This window comes from Curtobacterium sp. Csp1, from assembly GCF_013347185.1.
Genome location: NZ_CP054594.1, coordinates 1745916 through 1768092, shown reverse-complemented (window position 1 = coordinate 1768092; position 22177 = coordinate 1745916). Strand labels below are relative to the sequence as shown.

Below are 22177 nucleotides of genomic sequence, written 5' to 3'. Positions count from 1 at the left end.
GCGTTCGGTGTGTCCGCCGCGCAGGCCGACGGCACCGTCCACACCGTCTCCTCGTCCTCGTCGAAGATCCCCGGCCCGGTCGCGTCGGTGCCGGAGGTCAAGGGCGGCAACACCGCCGTCGCGCTGGACAAGGGCTTCACCGACGCGCTGACCTCGCTGGGCCTGACCCCGGGTGTGTCGGGCAACGCGAAGCTGGAGAACGGGTCGGTGTCGTTCCCGATCACGGCCGGTTCGGTGACGTACTGGTCGCCGGACGGCAACTACCGCCCGTACGTGCAGGGGCTGCTGGACCACGACGACTCGGGCCTGACGCTCAAGGCCGGTGACACGACGGTGACGCTGGAGAACTTCGTGGTGAACCCGGGTTCGTCCAAGCTCTACGGTGACGTGCTGGTCAACGGGCAGGTCGCCGCGTCCAACGCGTACCTGTTCTCGCTGCACGGTGGCACGCTCAAGCCGCTGCAGCTCGAGGGTGACAACGCGATCCTGACCGGCACCACGGTCCACGTCTCCGACGACGCCGCGAAGCTGCTCAACAGCACCTTCAAGACCGACGCGGTCAAGGGTGGTCTCCTCGTCGGGACCGCGACCATCACCGCACAGATCAAGTAAGCACCGGTCGAGCAAGACCCCGCGGGCACGACCCGCACCAGCACCACCACGAGAAGGCGCCGCCCCCGACCACGGGGACGGCGTCTTCCGCCCGTTCTCCACGTCAAGCGGACGTCAGCGTGCTCGGCTTCGATGAGGCTGAACGCGATACCCGCGTCCTCAACCACATGCAATCGGACCAATGCTGCAAGCTTCAGTCCGTTGCAGTGGCTGCGACCGCTTCATGCCGGCTACTACTCGTGGGGTCAGTCTTCAGTGATCAGCGCTTTCGGCGGTTAGCTGTGCCGCCGCAACCGCTTGGCGGCGATCTCCATCAAGTCGATGGGTCACTTCGTGTGAGGTCGAGGAGGGCGTCCCGGGCGACGTTGAGCTCGTCTGCGGTGAGGTAGGGGGTCACCGCGGAGGATGCGGCGAGACCTTCAGCGGCATGGCGGATCACGAGGTACCGTGCGGCGGGGAGCCCGTCGTCTGCGAAGAACCGGCGCCAGTACTCGGCGTCAGCTTGCAGGAGGGCCTTCGTCCCAGGTGCGTCCAGCAGGGCGTTCAGGAGTGACGTCGGCGAGAACACGGCTGCTGCTGCGGCGCTGCCGCCACACAGGGCGCTGACGTACGCACGAGTTCCCCGTCCCGGTGACGCGTCTGCGGGATCGATTTGCTGATCTACTTCTGTCACGAGCGTCCGCAGACCGCGGTCTGCGACGGCGACGAGCAGTGCGTCTCGGGAGGGAAAGTGATGCAGCAGTCCACTTTTTGAGACGCCCGCTTTGACGGCGACGGCGGCGATGCTCACCGCCGTGCCGTGCGCGGCGAGCAGTTGTTCTGCGGCATCGAGGATCTGCCTGCGGGTCAGCGCTCTGTCGCGCGGATGCCGAGGTCGTCGAGGCGCATCGGTCATGACTTCTCCCGCTCGGATGGGATGACGCGGAGAGCAAGGATGCCGCCAGCGGCTAGGAGCACGGCAGCGAGGACGGTTGTGACCTGCATGCCGGCCGTGAACGCTTCCTGCGCGTGCAGGAGAGCCGTTGAACCTGACGGTAGTGCTTCAGTGGCACTGGCAAGCGACTCTCGCACCGCGGCTGCCTCGTCTTTGGGGACGTCGTCAAGATTGAGTCGGGAGCGGTAGAACGCGGTCTGCAGGGAGCCCAGGATCGCGATGCCGAGCGCTGTGCCGAGTTCGTACGCGGTCTCTGAGATCGCGGACGCTGCTCCGGCACGTTCGCGTGGGACCGCCGCGACGACGGCATCGGTGGCGAGGGTCATGGCGATGCCTTCCCCGAGGCCGAGAGCAACCAGCGACAACGCGATCCCGAAGTACGCGGAGAGACCCTCGGTAGAGGCGAGGGACGCCATCCCCGCCCCGGCGAGGAGGAGCGCGCCGCCGATGGCGCGTCCCTTCCCGAGACGGCGAGAGAGCAAACCGACAACGGCGACGACCGCGACCGATGCCACTGTTGCGGGGAGCTGGTGGATACCGGCCTCGAGGGGAGAGAGGCCCCGAACCAGCTGCAGGTACTGCGAGAAGAAGAACAGCAACCCGATGAACGCGAACACTCCGAGCGCGTTCGCCAGGATCGCACCGCTGAACGCCGGGACCCGGAACAGTTCGAGGTCGATCAGCGGTGTCTGCAGACGTCGCTGACGTCGAACGAAGAGCACGGCCGCTACGACACCGAGCGCCGTGAACGCAGGAACGGTCCCGTCGAGGCCTTCTCCGGCGAGGTGCTTCACCGCGTAGACCACCGGGACGATTGCTGCGATGGACAGCACAGCGGAGAGCAGATCGATGGGGTTGCGGCTTTCCCCGCGGGACTCTTGCAGCAGGAACACGCCCCCGGTCAGGATCAGGACGATGACGGGCACGTTGATCAGGAACACCGAGCCCCACCAGAAGTGCTCTAGCAGCGCCCCGCCGATGAGGGGTCCGGCCGCCGCGCCGCCTGATGCGCCGGCCGCCCACACCGCAATCGCTGTGGTTCGCTGCCGCGCGTCGCGGAACGTCGCGCGGACCAGGGAGAGCGTCGACGGCATCAGCGTCGACCCGGCGACACCGAGCAGGGCTCGCGCTGCGATGAGCACCTCCGCGGTCGGCGCGAAGGCTGCCAGCACAGATGCCGCTCCGAAGCAGGCCGCACCGATCAGGAGCAGCCGTTTCCGCCCGACCCTGTCTGCCATGTTCCCCATCGTGATCAGCAGGCCGGCCAGGGCGAACGAGTAGATGTCGCCGATCCAGAGGATCTGCGTGCTGGTCGGCTGGAGATCCTCGCTGATCGAGGGCACCGCCAACGCTAGAACCGTGCCGTCGATGGACAGCAGCATGACCGCGAGGGTGAGGATGCCAAGCGATGCCCACTCCCGTGGCGTCGCCTTCTCGGTCGTCAGGACTTCGAACGAGCTCACCACCAGCACGGTACAGACCGGATGGTCGGTAAAACTGACAACGATTGATGAGAGCGGGCTCGGGGCCCCGAAGCCCGCAAGCGCGTGGCCGTGCCAACGACAGCGTGATTCCTCGTCGTCGATCGTTCGGAGCTCAGTACCCTGTTCTGAGTCGGTTGAACGGAAGCCACCGCGGCTCCTCTGCGGCATGAGCGCATGGCGTGACCATTGCCATGCACACAACTCATCAGCGAGCGATCGTTGCCTCGTGGCCTGACCGAGATGCGCTGAAGGTCCCCCGTCAGGGGACATCATGACGCTTGTAGTGGAACCGACTGAAGCTATTTGGGCATCAAGTCTTACGACGCGGCCTCATCGGTGGTGAGAAGTGTCAACCAGCCGTTAGCACGTGTGTCAAACCTCATTTGCTTCCCGCATCCCGCGCAGCGAGCCACTCCTGCATCTCCGACCCGCACCTTCGCAGCATCGTGCCCAGCCGAGCCATGAATGCTGAGGTTCTGTTCCATCTGATCACGTTATCAGCGTCGATGTGGCAACGGTTGGCGGAGCAACGGCCACTCCGTGACTCTTTGACTCGGCCTACCAGTCGGTGAGGACACGGAGAGCTTGCTGGGATCGGAGTTGAAGGTCGTCGTCTTCCGCGGTGGTCCAGCTCTCGAGGACCACGGTGAGGATGGCGACGATCGCAGCTGACCGGGCTTGGGCTTCGAGTGCGGTGATGGTGGGGAAATACTGATGAATGACGGCAACGAGATCTTCCTGGGCGGCGCGGCCAGCGGCCAGCCATGACATGCGAAGCGCCGGTGTCCCGAGTATCAGTCGCAGCTCGCTGCGGCGGACAGGGCCGGCTGATACCTCCATGAACCCGGCTACCACTGCATCGAGCAGCGGTAGGTCGCGACGCTTCCGGATGGCTGCCGTCAGCTCATCTGGGCCCGCACGCAGACCGACCGAGAGTGCTTCATCTTTGCCCGAGCAGTGCCGGTAGAACGTACGCATTGAGATCCCCGCTGCCGTGGCGATCTGCTCGACAGTGACGTTCTCGAACCCGTGCCGCTCGAACAGCGACGCCGCTGCCTCCGCAATGTCTGCCTGCGTCGCCGTCCTGCGACGCACCCGAAGCGGCGCGAGCTGCTGCGTCTCATCGCCGATCGACTGCGTGTCCATGCTTCAAGTATCCCGCAATCCGTGGTGGCACACATCCGCTAAGTGGCATGATGTGCCACACGCTCGGAGAGGCCGAGTCTCGAAGGAGAGAACATGTCTGCAGTGTCGTTCACTGGCCGCGTGGCGGTTGTGACAGGGGCCGGCGGGGGCTTAGGTCGGGCTCATGCCCTCGAGCTCGCGAGCCGCGGAGCGAAGGTGGTCATCAACGACCTCGGCGGTGACATCAGCGGGGAGAACGGCGGAACCGCCATGGCCGACCAGGTCGTCGAGGAGATCCGGGCCGCCGGCGGTGAGGCGGTTTCGAACTACGACTCGGTTGCCACCCCTGAGGGAGGCCGATCCATCGTTCAGACCGCTCTCGACGCCTTCGGCAAGATCGACATTCTGATCAACAACGCCGGCAACATCCGCAACGCCGCCTTCACCGACTTGACCCCGACAGCGATCGACGCCCTGCTGGCGGTGCACGTCAACGGCGCGTTCTACGTCACGCAGCCCGCCTTCACGAACATGCGGGAGAACGGCTACGGCCGCATCGTGTTCACATCCTCTGCTGCAGGTTTGTTCGGGTCGATCCAGCAGGCCAACTATGCAGCGGCCAAGGGTGGGGTGTTTGGCCTCGCTAACGTGGTCGCGCTGGAAGGAGCGCCGCACGGCATCCTCGCGAACACGATCCTGCCCGCGGCGCTCAGTCGGATGGGAGCGGACATGAACGAGGACCAATTCGTCGGTATGCCGACAACGCCAGCGCACGCAGAACCCGAGATGATCAGCGCCTTGGTCGCATACCTCGCCAGCGACGCAAACACCCGCTCGCACGAGCTCTACTCGATCGCACGCGGCCGTTATGCGCGTGTCTTCATGGGGGTCACGCCAGGCTGGCATGTTGCTGCCGATGAGCCGGTCGCCACCCCCGACGACGTCGCCGCACACATCGACCAGATACGCGACCTGGACGGATATTCCATTCCTGGGTCCATGAACGAAGAGTTTGCGTTGGTCCGCTGATGACGCTCCAGGACAAGGTCGTCGTCGTCACCGGCGGCGCCTCCGGCATCGGAGAAGCAACCGCGAAGCTGCTCGCCGAACGCGGCGCCAAGGTCGTCATCGGTGATGTGTTCGAGGCAGCTGGCACCCGCGTGGTCGATGAGATCATCACAGCCGGAGGCGCGGCGTCATTCATCCGCACAGATGTCTCACGCGCCGAGGACACGATCGCCCTCGTCGAACACGCCGTGGACACCTTCGGCGCACTCCACCAAGCCGCGAACGTCGCTGGGATCGGCCATCCGCACGCTCGCATCCACGATCTCGACGAGACGTGGTGGGATCGCGTCCACAGCATCGACCTCAAAGGCATCTGGCTGTCGATGAAAGCCGAGATCAGCTTCTTCCTCGAGCACGGGGGCGGGTCGATCGTCAACATGGCCTCCGATGCCGGACTTCGTGCCACGATCGGTCAGCCCGCCTATGCTGCAGCGAAAGCCGGTGTCATTTCTCTCACGGGGCAAGCAGCACTCGAGTACGCCCGCGACAGCATCCGGGTCAACGCTGTCGCCCCTGGCCTGATCGACACCCCCGCAGTAGCAGCGCTCGACGATGAGATCCGAGCGCTGTACGCGGCGCAGATGCCAGTGGGCAGGATGGGGACGCCGCGAGAAGTCGCGGCAGTAGTCGCGTGGCTACTTTCCGACGACGCCAGCTTCGTCACCGGCATCACTCACAGCGTCGACGGCGGCTTCATGCAGAAGAGCTGACCCGCGACGCGACCAAAGTCACATCCGCTCTGGCGGCTACGCCCTGCCCCGCGGGGCGTAGCCGGGAGGAGGCATCATGACCGCCACAGCTTCGAAATCGAGCGTCAGGACGATCTGGTCTGACGACGGCGACGCGATTGATGTGATGTTTGCGGGCTGGGCCGAGTCGACGAACGACGCGTTGTCCTTGACCTGCTGAAGAGACCAGACGACGTCAGCCGCGATAACCGGCTTGCTGTCCTGGAACTTCCTGCCGTCCCAAGGATGACCGTGAAGGTGAGCCCGTCGGACGAGAGCTCGTGCTTCGAGAGGAGCACGCCACGGATCGCACCGATGCCGTCCATCGCCCGGCCGACGAGCCCCTGATGCAGGTTGTCGATGAGCACCTGATCGAGCGCAGCACCGGGCTGCGTGCGGATGTCCACGCTGGTTGATTCGGGGACGAGCCCGCTCCGGGCCGTAGTGCCAGCGCCGCCCTGTTCGATCGAGGATTCCGAGCACCTGGTCAGAGCAAGGGCAAGGGTCGAGACGACCGCGACGGCGCTGGCAACGCGGGCTGCGCGTCTGCCCGGACGCGGGAGGAGCGGACTTCTGGGCTTGGCGTTCCTTCCGGCGCGGGATTGGCGGTCGTCGCGTCGCGCCTTCACGAGCGTAACGAGCATCTGCGACAGGGACGAGCAGGCAAGACGCGAAAGGCCGGATGCAAGCGTTCGTGACGCTCCGGAGGCCACGCCAACTCGGTCGTCAGTGCGCGTGCGACTCAGCCGTCGTCGCTACATGGGACCACGAAGCGAGGCCCGATCGGTCGCGGAACGCTCCCGAACGCCGAATTCGCAGTAGAGCCCGCACCCGGGCGTCAGCAGTGCCGTCGAATCTCCGCGCAACGCCGCCAGAAGGGAGCCCAAAAGTAGAAGTATCGGGGTTGATCGTCATCATGGTGACCACTCGGACAGGACGCGGTTCCTGCATCTTCTCATGAACGCGCTCGGGCTTGAGCTGACCTGTGTTCCAGCAGCCGCATTATGCATCGTCAGACTGCCGAAACCATGAATGACGGACGGCTAGATCCAGTCGTGATGCGCGGGCGCTAGTCACGAGATCCACCATGCCTGCAGATCCAGTCAGCTCGCGACCAGAAGTGCCCGCTACTCGGCCAGCGAGAGCCGCAGTCCGCTTTCGCGCAGAATTTGAAACTGAGCGCGAGTTCCAGATGGACCAGAACCCCTCAGCTGATGATCAACCATGGGACCCCGATTCAGCGGTCAGCGTCGAAGTTGGGCAACGTGTCGGCCGCCCTTGTTGAGCCGGATGATGATGTCGGCTTTCGGCCCTGGATCGGATCCGGGGGTCCCCACGATGACGATGCTGCCTTGACTGGCAAGCTGGGCAAGAGCATCGTAGACGACGTCTCGGGAGATGGGGTCGAGTTCACTTGCGGGATCGTCAAGTACCTTGACGGGGGCATCGACGACCATCGCGCGGGCCAGGGCAACGCGCTGCTGCTGGCCGCCGAAGAGTTGTTCCACGAGGTTGTGGTGCACCGCCGTTGGAAGACCGACGGCATCGAGCGCCGCTCGGATGAGTTCAGCTGAGCTGGCTTGTTTGGCAGCGATGAGTTCGAGTGCGACGTTCTCGGCTGCACTCAGGCCGCTGATCAGGTCGTGCTCGCGTGACATCTCGGACACGTGTGACGCCCGCTCCGCGAGCGGCCCATGAAGGCGGATGGAACCTTCCACGATCGATCCTGATACGGGTGTTTTCTCGCCGTGCTTGCGCAAATGGTGAACGATGTGGTTCAGGAAGTCTGTGATGACGGCCCCGTCATGGCCGGTCACGGCAACTACGCTTCCCTGCGGAATCACTCGATTGACGGTGAGGACTGCCCGGTCATTCATTTCGAGGAGGACTTCTTCGAGGATCAAAGATCCTTGATCACATCTCTCTACTTCGCCAGTCATACCGCCTCCGTATCGTTGTCCTCGGCGTCATCTCGACTCACCCTGAGAGCGTCTGGTCTGTCTGCTTGGACGGACACCAGCGAGCCGGCGGGCCAGCGGGCGCGCAAGTGCTCGGGAATTGGGATGGAGCCGTCGGCCGAGATGACGGCTCGGCGACCGCTGCCGTGATCTTCCTCTCCGACGCGGCCGTCTCGTAGGTGTACCAAGCGTTGCATCCGCTTCGCGACGGCTTCATCGTGGGTGACGAGCAGCGCCGCAATACCCTCCTGATCGGCCTCCGCAACCAGCAGGTCGAGTAACCGCTCTCGAGCAGCATCACCATGAGGCCCACTTAATTTTGTTTCGTCGCGCGGCAGGGTTCGCCGGTGCTGGCGTCTGCCGGGCGACTTTCCGACGTACGCCCCCGAAGGGACCCCTGTGAACACCAAGCGAATCGGTTCGATCGCAGCGATCGCGATCGCCGGCGCCGTCGCGCTGTCCTCCTGCGCCTCGAACGAGAGCGGCAGCGGCGACACCGCCGCGCCGACCTCGAGCTCCGGCACCGACTACTCGAAGCTCTCGGGCACGCTGACCGGCTCTGGTGCGAGCACCCAGCAGACCGCTCAGGGTGTGTGGGCTGCGAACTTCCAGAACGTCGCCTCCGGCGTGACGGTCAACTACTCGCCCGACGGCTCCGGCGCCGGCCGCAAGAACTTCATCTCGGGTGCCGCGGACTTCGCCGGCTCCGACGCCGCGCTCAAGGACGAGGAGCTCTCAGGCTCGTTCGACCTGTGCGCGGACAAGGCCATCGACATCCCGGTCTACATCTCCCCGATCGCCATCGCCTACAAGGTCGACGGCGTCAAGGAGCCCACGCTCGACGCGAAGACCATCGCGGGCATCTTCTCCGGCAAGATCACCAAGTGGAACGCCTCCGAGATCGCCGACCTGAACAAGGGCGTCGACCTGCCGGACACGAACATCACCGTCGTGCACCGCTCGGACGACTCCGGCATGACGTACAACTTCAGTCAGTACCTCAACGCGAACGCGCCGGATGTCTGGACCGAGGAGCCCAGTCAGACCTTCCCGTACTCCGTCGGCGACAGTGCGAAGGGCACCTCGGGTATCGCCTCGACCATGTCCACCGCCTCGAACGCCATCACCTACATCGACGACTCCGGCGCCGGTGACCTCGACAAGGCCAAGCTCATGGTCGGCTCCACGGCCACCGAGATCTCGGCCGAGGGCGCTGCCAAGGTCGTTTCTGACTCGGAGCTCGAGACCGGTCGCGAAGCCAACGACGTGGCGATCGACATCGACCGCAAGGACACCGCCGAGGGTGCGTGGCCGCTGGTCCTGGTCTCCTACGCGATCGCCTGCCAGGATTACAAGGACGCCGACAAGGGTGCGCTCGTGAAGGGCTACCTCGATTACGTCGTCACGCAGGACGCGCAGGAGGCCGCCGCGAAGGAGGCCAAGTCGGCCGCCCTCACCTCCGACCTGTCGGAGAAGGCCGCGAAGGCCGTCGCCTCCATCAAGTAGCAGCAACCGACATGCAGGAAGGAGCACGGCCGCCAACGGGCCGTGCTCCTTCCTTGTCCTCCCGACGCTGCCGTCGAGCGCACTCCGGTCGGTGAGCGGGCTGCCAGCGGATTCGCGATCAGTGTGATGCCGTTTCGGTGAGATCAGGAAGGCGTGCTGCTCGTCAACGCGATCACTGCCGCGCCGGCGTGCTGGAGGACCTCGTCGTCCGAGTCTGTGATCACGGTGCAATCGGCGAGCGTGAAGGCATGGCAGAGGGACACCTGGTTGAACTTGCTGCTGTCGGCGAGCACGTAGGTGTGCTTGCTGTGTGCGTGCACGATCCGCTTCTTGTTCGCCTCGCGGATGTCGAACGTCGTCACCCCGGCGGCGGCATCGATGCCGGTCACGCCGATGAACGCCTTGTCGAAGTACAGGTCGGCGAGTTCGCGATCAGTGATCGGACCTGCCACGGAGCCGATCACGGGCAGCACGTCTCCGCCGAGTGCCGTGACGGTGACACTCGGAGGCAGCGGCAGGTTCAGCGCGTGCGTGTTCGAGGTGATCACGTGCACACGCGAACCACGGAGCGCTCGCATGAGTTCGGTCGCAGTCGTTCCTGAATCCACGTAGACCGTGTCACCGTCGGCGACGAGCGCGGCGGCGGCTTCGGCGATCGCGGTCTTCTGGGCCCGGTTGATGAGGGACTTCGTCGCGATCGGCACCTCGCTCGCAGCGTCTTCGAGCCGGATGGCGCCGCCGCGCAGGCTCACGATCCTGCCCGTGTCCTCGAGGGCCTTGATGTCCCGGCGCACCGTCGACGGTGACGCGCCCGTCACGTCGATCAACGCCTCGATCGTCACCGGGTCGCCGGCGGCGGCCTGTTCGAGGATCAGCTGGTGTCGCTCAAAGGACTTCACTGGTGAGCACCTCGCGGGTCGGCATGCTGGACTGCGCGCCGACGCCCTCGACGGTGATCGACGCCACACGCGTCGCATCGACTGCAGCAGCGAAGGGGTCGGACCCGTTGACGAGGGCATTGGCGAACGCCCCGATGAACGAGTCACCGGCGCCGGTCGAGTCTACGGCGTGAGCGGGGACGGCCTCGACGAACTGGACGGTGGTGCTGTCGGCGACGTAGCACCCGCGGCTCCCGAGCGTCAGGACCACCCCCTGGCAGAAGCGCTGCAGGTCGACCACCGCGCGCTGCATGGCCGCGTCGTCGTGGACGTCGCCGAGGTCGCGGCCGATGTACGCGCTCGCCTCCTCCTCGTTCACCACGAACCATGTGCACCGGCGCGTCACACGCTCCGCGACGGGGCGAGCAGGAGCGGCGTTGAACACGACCGGTACCGCGGCGGCTGCCGCCAGTTCGACGGTCCGTTCGTTCGCCTCGGCAGGGATCTCGTTCTGGATCACGACGACGCCGGCTTCCTGGAACAGCTGCTGGTTCTCATCGATCCAGCCCGGGTCGATCGCCCCGTTGGCACCTTCGACGATGGTGGCGTACACATCGCCCTCACCCACGACGTGGACGATGCCCAACCCGCTGGACTCGTCGGTCGGTCGCATGTGGCAGTCGATGCCATGGCTCCGCAGGTTGTCGAGGCACAGCCGGCCCAGACCATCGGCACCGCAGGCGCCGATGAACCGGACCGTCGCTCCGAGTCGCGCAGCCTGAACCGCTTGGTTCGCGCCCTTCCCGCCGAACGCACCCTTCGCCTCGGCTGCAGCGAAGGTCTCGCCGCGGCGGGGGAGACGGTCCTGCGTGACGATGTAGTCGTAGTTGACGCTCCCGACGACCAAGACGTCCGTGCCTGCCATGGGGACCTCCACCTCGTTGTGCTCGCTCATGCTCCAGCGCGGAGCAGCCGTGCGGCAAGCGGATCTCTCACCGCGTTGCCGACACGGGCTGAGCCTAGGAAGATCTGACGCTCGTTGTCAAAGACGGCGACGCAAAAAGAAAAAACTTGACCAAACTTGTCAGGCCGGGCTAGCTTCGCCGACATGAAGTTCGCAACGCGCCTCAACTCCTTCGTCAGCGGCGGCGACGTCCCCGCTGCTCTCCGCCGCATCGCTGCGACCGAGGGCGTCGACTACGTCGACCTCAACTACCCCGAGCACTTCGAGAGCGTCGAACCGGAGGCCATGAAGGCGCTCCTGGACGAACTCGGCTTGACGCTCAACGGCAACGCCACGCGCTTCCGCAAGCAGTTCGTCGCCGGCGAGTTCAGCAACCCGGACGAGACGGTCCGCCGAGCCGCGATCGACCTGGCGAAGGACGCGATCGATGCCGCCGCGACCTGCGGCAGCGACCTGCTCACCGTCTGGCTCGGATTCGACGGCTACGACTTCACGTTCCAGAAGGACTACGCGGCCGACCTGCAGCGCATCGTGTCCGCCTTCCAGGAACTGGCCGACCACCGCCCGGACTTCCGGATCAGCATCGAGTACAAGCCGTACGAGGAGCGCGTGCACTCGATGATCAACAGCTTCGGACAGACGCTCGACGTCATCACCCGCATCGACCGCCCGAACCTCGGAGCGACCCTCGACTTCGCACACATGCTGATGGCCGGAGACCAGCCTGCGTTCGGGGCGTCGCTGCTCCTCGAGCAGGGCAAGCTCTTCGGGATCCACCTCAACGACGGCAACAACGCCCACGACGACGGCCTCATGATCGGATCCATCCACCCGTTCGAGACCATGGAGATGATCTACTTCCTCCTCCGCCACGAGTGGGACGGAGTCATCTACTTCGACACCTTCCCGATCCGCGAGGACGCGCAGGACGAGGCCGAGACCAACCGCGCCACCGTCGAGCTCTTCTTCGAGAAGGTCAAGGCTGTCGGTGTCGACCGCATCACCGAGGTCATCCGTTCGCAGGACGGCATCGCAGCGCAGCGACTGCGCAACGAACTCCTCGGCATCGGGTCGTCGAAGTACCAGGGCGAACTCGCCGTCTGACCGTGAACCCGGCCGGCGCACATTCCTGCGCCGGCCGGCCTCGCCTCTCCTCCCGATGGTGTGAACAGAAAGGCTCCGAAGTGAACCGCGTCCTCGACCGCATAGGACTGCCCCGAAACCTCGTCTGGGGCTACATCGGACTCGTCCTCTTCATGGTGGGTGACGGCGTCGAACAAGGGTGGATCTCGCCGTGGCTCGTCTCCCGCGGCGTCACCGTCTCCGACACCGCCGCCCTGATCACGGTCTACGGAGTAACGGTCGCGATCGCGGCCTGGTTCTCCGGCGTCCTCGTGCAGACCATGGGGCCACGCAAGGTCATGCTCCTCGCCCTCGCCGCGTTCCTGGTCGGCAGCGTCGGGTTCATCGGATTCGGCGTCACCAGCCTCGACTGGCCGGTGATGCTCGTCTTCTACGCGATCCGGGGCCTGGGCTACCCGCTGTTCGCGTACTCGTTCCTCACCTGGATCAACTACAGCGCCCCGCTGGAGCGCCGTGGCCTCGCCGCCGGCTGGTTCTGGTTCATGTTCTCGCTCGGCCTCAGCGTGATCGGTCCGTTCTACTCGTCACTCGCCTTGCCCGCATTCGGGCACATCGCGGTGCTGTGGACCGGCCTGGCCTTCGTCATCGTCGGAGCACTCGTCGCCACGATCGCCAACCGAGCAACCGTCCCGTCCGAGGAGATCCATCCGTTCAGTGCGCGCGAGCTGTCGAAGGCCGTCACCCTGATCGGACGACCGACGATCTCGATCGGTCTCCTCGTGAAGACGATCAACGGGCTGGCGCAGTACGGCCTGCCGGTGTTCATGCCGATCTACCTCGCGTCCTTCGGCTACACGACCACAGAGTGGCTGCAGATGTGGTCCCTCGTGTTCACCGTCGCCATCTTCGCCAACCTGTTCTTCGGCTACGTCGGCGACAAGATCGGCTGGCGACGCACGATCGGCTGGGTCGGCGGCGTGGCCTACTCCGTCGTGCTCGTCGCGGTGTTCCTCACGCCGCACCTCATCGGCCACGACGTGGCGCTGATGACGGTCGTGCTCTGCCTGTGCGGCGTGACGATGGCCGGCTTCGTGCCGCTGTCCGCGCTCTTCCCACTGCTCGCGCCGGACAACAAGGGCGCAGCGATGTCCGTACTCAACCTCGGAGCCGGACTCTCCGCGTTCGTCGCACCGGCCCTCGCCGGACTCTTCTTCGGGTGGTTGGGCGCAGGCGGCGTCCTCGGCATCTACGCCGGCTTCTACCTCCTCAGCGCGATCCTCACCCCCTTCCTGAAGACCCCCGCCGAGAAAGCGTCCACCGACGCTGCTCCCGCGAGCCGTGACGAACCCGTCCCGGTCCACAACTGAACCTCCTCTCCTCACCCACCCCGCGGCACCCGAGTGTGCGGCGCATCCCAGAAGGTCAACGCAATGGCGCGAACCAGAACCGTGTTCTCCCTCTCCCTCGTCGTGGCGATCGCACTCGTCGCAGTGGTCGGCGGTGTCGTCGGCGGACGAGCCACCGTCTCGAACGCCGACGCACGCAGTTCCGGATCCGCAGGTGCGGCCGCCGGTGTGAAGGTCGACGTGATCATCCGAGCAACCGACTCCGAGTACTGGCAGACCCTCCTCGCCGGTGCGGAAGCAGCAGCCAAGGACTACGGCGTCGACGTCAGCACCTTCGGTCCGACGTCGGAGACGGACATCGCCGGCCAGGTGCAGCTCGTCGAGAACTCCGTGGCTCGCGGAGCGGACGCGATCGTCGTCGCACCGAGCTCGAGCGAGGCGCTGAACGCATCCGTCAACGCGGCCCGGAAGTCCGGGATCAAGGTGATCACCGCCGACACCCGCGTCACCGCAGACGTCGACGGCCACATCGGAACCAACAACGAACTCGCCGGCACCTCCGCTGGCGAGAAGATGTGCAAGCTCCTGACCGCCCAGGGGACGACCACCGGCAAGGTCCTCGTCGAAGCGCCGATCGCTGGCATCGAGGCCAACCAGCAGCGCGACGCAGGATTCCGGTCCGGTCTGTCGAAGGACTGCCCGAAGATCGACGCGAGCCTGCAGAACTACAACAACAACGACATCAGCACAGCCGCGTCGCAGGTGAACGACGCCATCTCGGCCCACTCGGACCTGGTGGGTGTCTTCGCGGACAACAACAGCTCCGGAGTCGGAGCGGCCACGGCGATCAAGGACAACAAGGCAGCGGACACCATCCCGGTGGTCGCCTTCGACTCCGACCCCGCCGAGAACGCCGCGCTCAAGGCCGGGACGATCGACGCCCTCGTGGTGCAGAACCCCTGGTTCCTCGGCTACCAGGGCGTCGTCGAGGCAGCCATGGCCTCCCAGGGGCGCATCCCGCCGGCGGTCCTCGATCCCGGAGTCGCCGTCGTCGACCGCGACAACATGGACGACGCCGCGATCAAGACCCTGCTGAAGCCGCAGACCGCCAAGGTCGACAAGTGACGATCGTCGAGCCCGACGGAGCCGCGGTCCTGCACCTCGTCGACGTCTCCAAGGCGTTCGGAACGGTCCAGGCCCTCAGCGGGGTGTCCCTGAAGCTGGTCGCCGGCCAGGTGCACTGCCTGGCAGGCGAGAACGGTGCCGGGAAGTCCACCCTGATCAAGATCCTCACGGGAGCGTTGCATCGTGACTCGGGAGAATTCCGGATCGACTCCGACCCCGTGACCACCGCGACACCGTCAGCGTTGCGAGCTGCAGGAGTGCAAGCGGTGTACCAGGAGCTCAGCCTGCTGCCGCACCTCTCGGTTGCCGAGAACGTGTTCATGGGCAGACTCCCCTCCAGGTCAGGCCTCATCCGCACCGGCGAGCTCCACGACCGATGCCGGGTCGCGCTCGACGACCTCGGGCTCACCGAGGTCGATCCGTCGGCGACGGTGGAGCACCTGCCAGCGGCGACGAAACAGCTGGTCGAGGTCGCCAAGGTCGCGACCGCCGACCAGGTCAAGGTCATCGTCTTCGACGAGCCCACGACCGCGTTGACCGAAGCGGAGTCGGATCGCCTCCTCGAGCAGATTCGACGCTTCAAGGCAGCTGGCGTCGCGATCCTGTACATCACGCACCGGCTCGAGGAGATGTTCGCCATCGGCGACTGGGTCACCGTCCTTCGCGACGGTGAACTCTCCCAGAGCGGGCCTCTCTCCGACTACACCGAGGACACCCTCATCACCGCGATGGTGGGCAGGGACGTCACCGCGCTCTACCCGGACGAGGTCCGCGAGGAACACTCCGAGCGCCTCACGGTCACCGGCCTCCGACGCACACCGGACAGCCCGCCGATCGACCTCGTCGCGCGCGGCGGTGAGATCCTCGGTATCGGCGGCCTGCTCGGGTCAGGGCGCAGCGAGCTGCTCCTGAGCATCTTCGGGTCGGACTCGATCGCAGCAGGCGAGATCCGGATCGACGGGCGGGTCGTCAGGCCGGACGGCCCCCGGAGCATGATGAACGCCGGTGTCGCGCTGCTCACCGAGGACCGGAAGGTCCTCGGGCTCCTCCCCGAACTCTCCATCAGGGAGAACGTGACGATCGCGAGCCTGCGAACCGGTTCGCGGAAGGGGCTCCTGCCGCGGAAGTCTCAGATCAGCGAGGCTGATGCGCTGCTCGACAGCCTCCGGATCCGGGCCGGCTCGTACGACCAGCCCGTTTCGTCCCTCTCCGGCGGCAACCAGCAGAAAGTCCTCCTCGCCCGGTGGTTGCTCACCAAACCCAAGGTGATCATGTTCGACGAACCCACGAAGGGCATCGACATCGGCGCGAAGGGTGAGCTGTACGACGTGATCAACGGCCTCGCCCGCCAGGGGCTCGCGGTCGTGGTGGTCTCCTCCTACCTCCCCGAGCTCCTCGGTCTCGCCGACCGCGTCGTCGTGCTCCGCGAGGACGCCATCGCCGGTGAACTGCCCCGCGGGGCATCCGAGGAAGACGTCATCCAGCTCGCCAGCGGCGCAACGCCGTCCCTCCGCAACGATCGATCCGACACCGCCGTCGGACAGAACCCCTAGGGAAGACCTCATGCCGAAACTCCTCTGGCGCGAAGCCATCGAGACCACCACCATCCGCACGGTCCGGGACAGTGGCGCCCCCCTCACCGCGAGGATCAGCCCGAAGCCGAGGGTCGCCACGCTCGGGAGCATCGCCGGCCGCGAGAGCGGAGTCCTCGTCGTCCTGCTCGTCGTCTTCGGCGCGCTGACCCTCCTCAGCGACGACTTCCTCACCGCCAACAACCTGGCCAACCTCGCTCGACAGGTCTCGATCTACGGCATCATCGCGATCGGGCAGCTCCTCGTGATCCTCACCGGCGGGATCGATCTGTCGACGGGATCGATCCTCGGCCTGTCCGGGGCGGTCACCGCACAGCTGATCGTCGACGGCGTCCCGGTCGTCCCCGCGATCGCGCTCGGACTCCTCATCGGCGCCGTCCTCGGGCTCTTCACCGGGTTCGTCGTCACACGCTTCAAGCTGCCCCCGTTCATCGCAACCCTCGGCATGCTCGGTATCGCCCGCGGTATCGTCCTCGTGATCACCGACGCCAACACCGTCCAGGGCCTGCCCGACAGCTTCCAACAGCTCGCCAACGGCACGGTCTTCGGTGTCCCGAACCTGCTCATCCTCTTCGTCCTGATCGCCGCGGCCGCCGCGTTCGTGCTCAGGCGGACGGTGTTCGGGCGCTACGTCTACGCCGTCGGGTCGAACGCGGAAGCTGCACGTCTCGCCGGCGTTCCCGTCAGACTCGTGACGGTCTGCGTCTACGTCATCGCGGGCCTGCTGTCCGCCGTCGGGGGCATCCTGCTGACCTCGCGTCTCGGTGCCGGTGTGCCGACGGCGGGCACGGGTTTCGAGCTGCAGGCGATCGCCGCGTGCGTCATCGGCGGAGCCAGCTTGTCCGGGGCACGTGGGAGCGCGATCGGTGCTGCGTGCGGGGCGCTGCTGATCGGCGTGCTCAACAACGGTGGCAACCTCCTCGCCGTGAACTCGTTCTCCCTGCAGATCGCGATCGGCGCACTCATCCTCGTCGCGGTGGCGTTCGACCAGCTCAACAACCGTGCCGCTGCGAAGGAGTGACCGATGTTGCGAGGCATCGATCCGGTCCTGAACGCCGAGGTGCTGAGCGTCTTGATGGCGATGGGGCACGGCGACGAGGTGCTGATCTGCGACGTCAACCACCCAGCAGCGTCCATCGCCGCACACACCGTCCACGGCAGCGTCGTACACATGACGGGATGCGGTATCGAGCGGGCGACGACCGCGATCCTCTCCCTGCTCCCACTGGACACCTTCGTCGATGCGCCGATCCGGCGGATGCAGGTCGTCGGTGCACCGGATCGGCTCGTCGATGCGCACCAGGTGATGCAACGTGTCGCTGACCGGGCCGCAGGCGGGCCCGTCACCGTGGAAGCGCTTGCACGGTTCGACTTCTACGAAGCAGCGCGCGGAGCGTACGCAGTGATCCGGACATCCGACCCTGGCCCCTACGGTTGTTTCCTCCTCCGCAAGGGAACCATCGAAGTCGGCGAGTGACCCGGCAGATCCTCGTGGACGAGGCAGCCGTCGTCTGCCGACCGCCGTCACGGCGGCACGCACACGACCGCGGGGAGCCGTCACCCGACGACCGTACCGCCGTCCTCCACCACCCGGATCGTCACCGTGATCAGGTCCGCCGACGGCCCCGGCACCCCATCGACGACCTCGCGTAACCGCTCCCCGACCTCGCGCAGGGTGTCGGGCGCCGGCCGCCGGTCGTCCACCGCGATGTGCGTGGTGAGCCGGAGCGTGGTGTCGAGCCGGTCGACGTCGACGAGCACGTCGGGCTCCCGCAGCGACAGCGCGACCGCGACGGCCTCGGCGGCGGCGTGCACCGCGGACCGGGGTGCGTGCACGCCGACGACGCCGGGGACGGCCCGGACGGCGGCGGTCAGGTCGCGGGAGAGTGCTTCGTCGTCCACGGTGCTGCTCCTCACGGCAGGAAGACGTCGTCGAACCGGACGTCGATCGACGCGACGGTGAGCTCGGTGTGCCGCTCGAGTGCGCGCGTGACGGCGAGCCGGAGTCGCTCGGCGGTCTCCTCGGCGGGGTGTCCGTAGACGAGTCCGGCGGTGACGGAGACGGTGATCGGGGCGCCGGGGACGTCGAGGTCGCCGGTCAGGGTGCAGCGTCCCATGACGACCCCGCCCATGGTGTCGCCGGCCCGTCGCACGATGCCCTGCACGGCGGCCTCGGTCATCGACAGGCGCAGCCGCGGGTCGGGGTGGGAGACCGGGACGTCCCGGCCGGAGCGGACCTCGGCGCGGATCGCCTCGAGCAGCCGGTCGACCCAGCCGGTCTCGCGGTCGGACTCGCCGTCGGCGCGGTGCTGCAGGGCGTCGAGCGAGAGCTCGCGGAGCCGCTGCATGTTCGAGAGCGCGAGGCGGCACGCGGCGGAACCCTCGATCGACGGGTCGATCGGGTTCCGTCCGCGGTCGAGGTACTCGGCGAGCTCCTCCATGGAGTGGCCGTCGAGGTCGTCGTCCGGCAGGGGCAGGTCGTCGTCGGGCACGGGCAGGTCGTCCTGGTTCATCGCCATCCCTCCATCTCCGCGGAGAGGAACCGTCGCGCTCGGGCGAGCAGCCCGCGGACGGTGGTCACGGGCAGTTCGAGTTCGTCGGCGATCTGCTGGTAGCTGTAGCCGGCGGTCTCCCGGAGCAACCAGCACCGACGCTGGTCGACGGGCAGCCGGTCGAGCGCGGCCGAGACGGCGTCGAGCTGCAAGCGCGTCTCGACGATGCGCTCCGGGTCCCGGGCGGCGTGGGTCGGCTCGGCGACGTCGTCGTCGAGCTCCTCGTGGTGCCGTCGGCGCCGCAGCCGGTCGAGGGCCTTGCGCGTGACGATCTGCATCATCCACGGCCGGAACCGCGCGGGCTGCTCGAGCTCCCCGAGCTTCCGCCACCCGGTCAGGAAGGACTCCTGCACGACGTCGTCCGACTCGACGTTCGACGCGAGGACCTGCTCCGCGTACACGCGCATCACCGGACCGTGGCGCCGGGCGAGGACCTCGAACGCCAGGACGTCCCCGTCACCGGCGCGCGACACGAGGGTCGCGTCCGATGCGTGGAGCAGGGGGTCGTCCTCGGGCACACCCCGAGCCAACACCCCGCGCCCGCGGGGACGCCGGACGCTGCCGTGCCCCGTCCGGACACGCCGCGGATCGGTCATCTCGTGACAGAACGCGCGCTCGGGACGTCCTCCTGTTGACATGCACCACGAACCCGCACCCGAACCCGGCACACCCCACCGTCCCCACGACGTCGGCGGTCCGCCGTCCGACCCAGTGGTCCGCGACCTCTGCATGAGCGTCTTCGACCGCTGGCGCTGCGCGCTCGCCGACGGGCACGAGGGCCTCCACGCCGCCGAGGTCGAGGGCTCGTCGACGTCGTGGAACGACGCGGCGTCCGGGCGCCGGCTCCGCGGACTCTGACGCGCGCCGCGGCCGCGGGTCCGCGATGATGGCCTCCGTGCACCCCGCCCAGTCCGACCGCGCCGCCGCCGTCCTCGACACCCTCGTCGCCCACGCCGACCGGACCGGCTTCCGCGCCCACGGCCTGCACGTCCGGATCGGTGACGAGACGGCCGAGCACCACTGGACGCCCGACGTCCGCCGCGAGGTGCACTCGATCGCGAAGGGCGTCGCCGTCCTGGCGGTCGGCATCGCTGCGGACGACGGCCTCGTCGACGTCGACGCACCGGTCGTCGAGGCGATGGCGGCCGCCCTGCCGGGCACCGCGTTCGGCCCGGGCACCGGCGAGGTCACCCTGCGGCACCTGCTCACGATGATGAGCGGCATCGACATGCCCTGGTCGGCGACGGAGCTCACCGAGTGGCCGGACCTCGCCGCCGAGTTCCTCGGCCGGCCCGCACGCGGCCGGGTCTTCCAGTACGCGAACGTGAGCACGTACACGGCGATGCGCGTCCTCGAGACCCGGGTCGGCGACGTCGGCGCGTTCGTCGCGGACCGCCTGTTCACGCCGCTCGGCGTCGACGGCGTCACCTGGGAGCGCTGCTCCCGCGGGTTCGTCGCCGGCGGGGCCGGCATCGCGCTCCGCACCGAGGAGGTCGCCCGCCTCGGCCGCCTGGTGCGCGACCGCGGCGTCGTGGACGGACGGCGCGTCGTCGGGGCGCGGTGGTGCGACGCGATGCACACGGACTGGGTCGTCCGACCCGACGCGGACCCCGGCTACGACCGGTACGCGATGGCGGGTTGGGGCGGGCCAGGGCGGCTCTGGCGCCTGCACGGCGCGTACGGCCAGATGGTCATGTCCGCCGACCACGCCGTTGTCACGGTCACCGCCGACGACCACGGCGGGGCGGACGCCTTCGCGGTCGCCGTGGACGCGGTGCTCGCCCCCTAGCGGCGCGGCCCGTCACCGGGGCGGGGACCACCGGACGGGAGGCACGTGGCGGGGCCGCACCGTGCCTCCCGTCCGGTGGGTGGTCGCGTCACGCGACGGGCGGGGCGAAGGCGGCCCCGGCGGACGCAGCCGAGCCGTCCCACCCGGTGGCACCGGCGGCGACCGCTGCACGGAGCAGGACCTCGCCCGTCCGCGAGCCGTCGCAGACCACGCGGACGCCGAGCGCGCGACCGACCCGGACGATCGACGCGACGGCGGCGGCGTCGCGGTCCGTGAGGGACGCGACCAGGAGCACGTCCGGGGCCGGCGCGAAGCCGCGGAGCGCGGATCCCCAGGTGTCCGCATGCAGGAGGGTGCTGCAATACTCCTCGGAGACGAGCCACCCGTACCGCTCGGCACGGTCGTGCGCGTCCAGGACCACCAGCGTGCCGTTCACGGGTGACCACCGTGGCGGGGGAGGGGGACTCCGTCGTGACGGACCCGGGACAGGAACGACGCGTCGCCGTCGTCATCGAGGACGACCTCGACATCCGCTACCTGCTCGAGCAGGTGCTCATGCAGGCCGGTTTCTCGACGGTCAGCACCGGCAACGGCGAGGACGGCGTGCGCGCGGTCCTCGCGCACGAGCCCGTCGTGACGACGCTCGACGTGTCGCTGCCGGGGATCGACGGCTTCGAGGTGGCGCGGCGCATCCGGGAGTCGAGCAGCACCTACATCGTGATGATCTCGGCGATGGGTGACGAGATCGACATCCTGCAGGGCCTCGAGGCCGGTGCGGACGACTACCTCGTCAAGCCCTTCCGGCCGCGGGAACTCCGGGCCAGGCTCGGGGCGATGCTCCGGCGTCCGCGCATCGCGGAGCCCGCGGCGCCCGAGGTCGGCGACCCGGACGGCACCGGTCCGCTCGCCGCGAGCGAGGTCCCGGTCGCGTCCGCCGCGCCCTCGGCCGTCCTGTCCGTCGCGACGGTCACGCCCGAGGTCCCCGCCCCTCCGGTGGCCGCGGACCCGCCGACCTCGCCCGACGGTCCGGCGTCGCCGGGCTCGCCGGCTTCGCCGGTCGGTCCGGCCGACGTCGACGGTGCGTGGGTGCACCACAACGGGCTCGCGATCGACCAGGAGGCCCGGCTCGTCCGGGTGGACGGCGTCCCGGTCGAGCTGACCAAGACCGAGTTCGACCTCATCGCGACGCTCGTCGAGACCCGTCGCCGCGTCCGGTCCAAGGCGGACCTGGCGCTGGCCGTCCGGAACGACGCGTACGTCACCACCCACTACATCGGCGACGCCGACCGGCGGAACGTCGAGGTGCACATGGCGAACCTGCGACGCAAGCTCGCCGACGACCCGAACGCGCCACGCTTCGTCGTGACGGTCCGGGGCGTCGGCTACCGGCTGACGGGACCCGGGGACCCGGGGTTCGTCGCGGAGTGAGCGGG

Annotated in this window: 24 protein-coding genes; 14 read left to right on the top strand and 10 right to left on the bottom strand. The window is 67.5% G+C overall.

The window, feature by feature from the left end; all coding sequences use genetic code 11:
* Positions 1 to 612, top strand: a 612-nt coding sequence (locus tag HUN58_RS20225; protein ID WP_217488589.1) for a hypothetical protein, incomplete at its 5' end; no start/stop codon positions are given.
* A 313-nt stretch (positions 613 to 925) separates the two neighbouring features.
* On the opposite strand, the gene HUN58_RS08485 is transcribed toward HUN58_RS20225, so the two are convergent.
* From HUN58_RS08485 to HUN58_RS08475, 3 genes are all read right to left on the bottom strand, one after another.
* Positions 926 to 1507, bottom strand: a complete 582-nt coding sequence (locus tag HUN58_RS08485; protein ID WP_114848824.1) for a TetR/AcrR family transcriptional regulator — start codon at positions 1505 to 1507, stop codon at positions 926 to 928.
* Positions 1504 to 3009 carry an MFS transporter gene (locus HUN58_RS08480; protein ID WP_254631650.1) on the bottom strand — a complete coding sequence of 502 codons (1506 nt, stop codon included), beginning with the start codon at positions 3007 to 3009 and terminating at the stop codon, positions 1504 to 1506. Before HUN58_RS08480 ends, HUN58_RS08485 begins: the two co-directional genes overlap by 4 nt.
* 579 nt (positions 3010 to 3588) lie before the next feature.
* Positions 3589 to 4176 carry a TetR/AcrR family transcriptional regulator gene (locus HUN58_RS08475; RefSeq protein ID WP_114848825.1) on the bottom strand — a complete coding sequence of 196 codons (588 nt, stop codon included), beginning with the start codon at positions 4174 to 4176 and terminating at the stop codon, positions 3589 to 3591.
* A gap of 93 nt (positions 4177 to 4269) precedes the next feature.
* On the opposite strand from HUN58_RS08475, the gene HUN58_RS08470 reads away from it, so the two are divergent.
* The 3 genes from HUN58_RS08470 to HUN58_RS20925 all read left to right on the top strand — a co-directional run bounded on the left by HUN58_RS08470 (position 4270) and on the right by HUN58_RS20925 (position 6132).
* Positions 4270 to 5184 (top strand): SDR family NAD(P)-dependent oxidoreductase, encoded by a 915-nt coding sequence (locus HUN58_RS08470; protein WP_114848826.1) that lies wholly within the window; start codon positions 4270 to 4272, stop codon positions 5182 to 5184.
* Positions 5184 to 5933: an SDR family NAD(P)-dependent oxidoreductase gene (locus HUN58_RS08465; protein ID WP_114848827.1), complete on the top strand. Its 750-nt coding sequence runs from the start codon at positions 5184 to 5186 to the stop codon at positions 5931 to 5933. The genes HUN58_RS08470 and HUN58_RS08465 overlap by 1 nt, the downstream gene beginning before the upstream one ends.
* A 76-nt stretch (positions 5934 to 6009) precedes the next feature.
* Complete coding sequence (locus HUN58_RS20925; protein WP_257222044.1) at positions 6010 to 6132, top strand: hypothetical protein; 123 nt, start codon at positions 6010 to 6012, stop codon at positions 6130 to 6132.
* A 1063-nt stretch (positions 6133 to 7195) separates the two neighbouring features.
* On the opposite strand, the gene HUN58_RS08460 is transcribed toward HUN58_RS20925, so the two are convergent.
* Positions 7196 to 7891, bottom strand: coding sequence for an ATP-binding cassette domain-containing protein (locus tag HUN58_RS08460; RefSeq protein WP_217488588.1), 696 nt, complete (start codon positions 7889 to 7891; stop codon positions 7196 to 7198).
* A gap of 417 nt (positions 7892 to 8308) precedes the next feature.
* Here HUN58_RS08460 and HUN58_RS08455 point away from each other — a divergent pair, with 417 nt between their 5' ends.
* Complete coding sequence (locus HUN58_RS08455; protein WP_180224651.1) at positions 8309 to 9415, top strand: phosphate ABC transporter substrate-binding protein PstS; 1107 nt, start codon at positions 8309 to 8311, stop codon at positions 9413 to 9415.
* A gap of 143 nt (positions 9416 to 9558) precedes the next feature.
* Here the strand turns inward: HUN58_RS08455 and HUN58_RS08450 are convergent, their stop codons facing one another.
* Positions 9559 to 10314 carry a DeoR/GlpR family DNA-binding transcription regulator gene (locus HUN58_RS08450; protein WP_180224650.1) on the bottom strand — a complete coding sequence of 252 codons (756 nt, stop codon included), beginning with the start codon at positions 10312 to 10314 and terminating at the stop codon, positions 9559 to 9561.
* The gene (locus tag HUN58_RS08445) at positions 10301 to 11218 is read right to left on the bottom strand and encodes a ribokinase (protein WP_167510008.1); all 918 of its coding nucleotides are present in this window, start codon (positions 11216 to 11218) and stop codon (positions 10301 to 10303) included. The genes HUN58_RS08450 and HUN58_RS08445 overlap by 14 nt, the downstream gene beginning before the upstream one ends.
* 183 nt (positions 11219 to 11401) lie before the next feature.
* Here HUN58_RS08445 and HUN58_RS08440 point away from each other — a divergent pair, with 183 nt between their 5' ends.
* From HUN58_RS08440 to HUN58_RS08415, 6 genes are all read left to right on the top strand, one after another.
* A complete protein-coding gene (locus HUN58_RS08440; protein WP_058740565.1) occupies positions 11402 to 12361 on the top strand; it encodes a sugar phosphate isomerase/epimerase family protein in 960 nt (319 codons plus the stop codon).
* Between the two features lie 80 nt (positions 12362 to 12441).
* Complete coding sequence (locus HUN58_RS08435; RefSeq protein WP_217488587.1) at positions 12442 to 13707, top strand: MFS transporter; 1266 nt, start codon at positions 12442 to 12444, stop codon at positions 13705 to 13707.
* 63 nt (positions 13708 to 13770) lie between these two features.
* Positions 13771 to 14811 (top strand): ABC transporter substrate-binding protein, encoded by a 1041-nt coding sequence (locus HUN58_RS08430; protein WP_114848833.1) that lies wholly within the window; start codon positions 13771 to 13773, stop codon positions 14809 to 14811.
* Positions 14808 to 16364 (top strand): sugar ABC transporter ATP-binding protein, encoded by a 1557-nt coding sequence (locus HUN58_RS08425; protein ID WP_217488586.1) that lies wholly within the window; start codon positions 14808 to 14810, stop codon positions 16362 to 16364. Before HUN58_RS08430 ends, HUN58_RS08425 begins: the two co-directional genes overlap by 4 nt.
* 10 nt (positions 16365 to 16374) lie before the next feature.
* A complete protein-coding gene (locus tag HUN58_RS08420) occupies positions 16375 to 17424 on the top strand; it encodes an ABC transporter permease (protein WP_114848834.1) in 1050 nt (349 codons plus the stop codon).
* Positions 17425 to 17427: 3 nt separating this feature from the next.
* Complete coding sequence (locus HUN58_RS08415; RefSeq protein ID WP_114848835.1) at positions 17428 to 17880, top strand: RbsD/FucU family protein; 453 nt, start codon at positions 17428 to 17430, stop codon at positions 17878 to 17880.
* Positions 17881 to 17960: 80 nt separating this feature from the next.
* Here HUN58_RS08415 and HUN58_RS08410 read toward each other — a convergent pair whose 3' ends face one another.
* The 3 genes from HUN58_RS08410 to HUN58_RS08400 are packed head-to-tail and all read right to left on the bottom strand — an operon-like array spanning position 17961 to position 19473.
* Positions 17961 to 18305, bottom strand: a complete 345-nt coding sequence (locus HUN58_RS08410) for a hypothetical protein (protein WP_114848836.1) — start codon at positions 18303 to 18305, stop codon at positions 17961 to 17963.
* An 11-nt stretch (positions 18306 to 18316) separates the two neighbouring features.
* On the bottom strand, positions 18317 to 18916 hold the full coding sequence (locus HUN58_RS08405; protein ID WP_141860396.1) for an Asp23/Gls24 family envelope stress response protein: 600 nt from the start codon (positions 18914 to 18916) through the stop codon (positions 18317 to 18319).
* Complete coding sequence (locus HUN58_RS08400; RefSeq protein ID WP_254631649.1) at positions 18913 to 19473, bottom strand: RNA polymerase sigma factor; 561 nt, start codon at positions 19471 to 19473, stop codon at positions 18913 to 18915. Before HUN58_RS08400 ends, HUN58_RS08405 begins: the two co-directional genes overlap by 4 nt.
* Before the next feature lie 211 nt (positions 19474 to 19684).
* Here HUN58_RS08400 and HUN58_RS20920 point away from each other — a divergent pair, with 211 nt between their 5' ends.
* Together HUN58_RS20920 and HUN58_RS08395 are read left to right on the top strand one after the other, a co-directional pair.
* Entirely contained in the window at positions 19685 to 19813 is a 129-nt protein-coding gene (locus tag HUN58_RS20920; RefSeq protein ID WP_257222040.1) for a hypothetical protein, read from the top strand.
* Positions 19814 to 19850: 37 nt separating this feature from the next.
* Positions 19851 to 20744 carry a serine hydrolase gene (locus HUN58_RS08395; RefSeq protein WP_254631648.1) on the top strand — a complete coding sequence of 298 codons (894 nt, stop codon included), beginning with the start codon at positions 19851 to 19853 and terminating at the stop codon, positions 20742 to 20744.
* A gap of 88 nt (positions 20745 to 20832) precedes the next feature.
* Here HUN58_RS08395 and HUN58_RS08390 read toward each other — a convergent pair whose 3' ends face one another.
* On the bottom strand, positions 20833 to 21180 hold the full coding sequence (locus HUN58_RS08390; protein ID WP_058741171.1) for a hypothetical protein: 348 nt from the start codon (positions 21178 to 21180) through the stop codon (positions 20833 to 20835).
* A gap of 2 nt (positions 21181 to 21182) precedes the next feature.
* On the opposite strand from HUN58_RS08390, the gene HUN58_RS08385 reads away from it, so the two are divergent.
* Positions 21183 to 22172 carry a response regulator transcription factor gene (locus tag HUN58_RS08385; protein WP_229666785.1) on the top strand — a complete coding sequence of 330 codons (990 nt, stop codon included), beginning with the start codon at positions 21183 to 21185 and terminating at the stop codon, positions 22170 to 22172.
* Positions 22173 to 22177 lie beyond the last annotated feature (5 nt).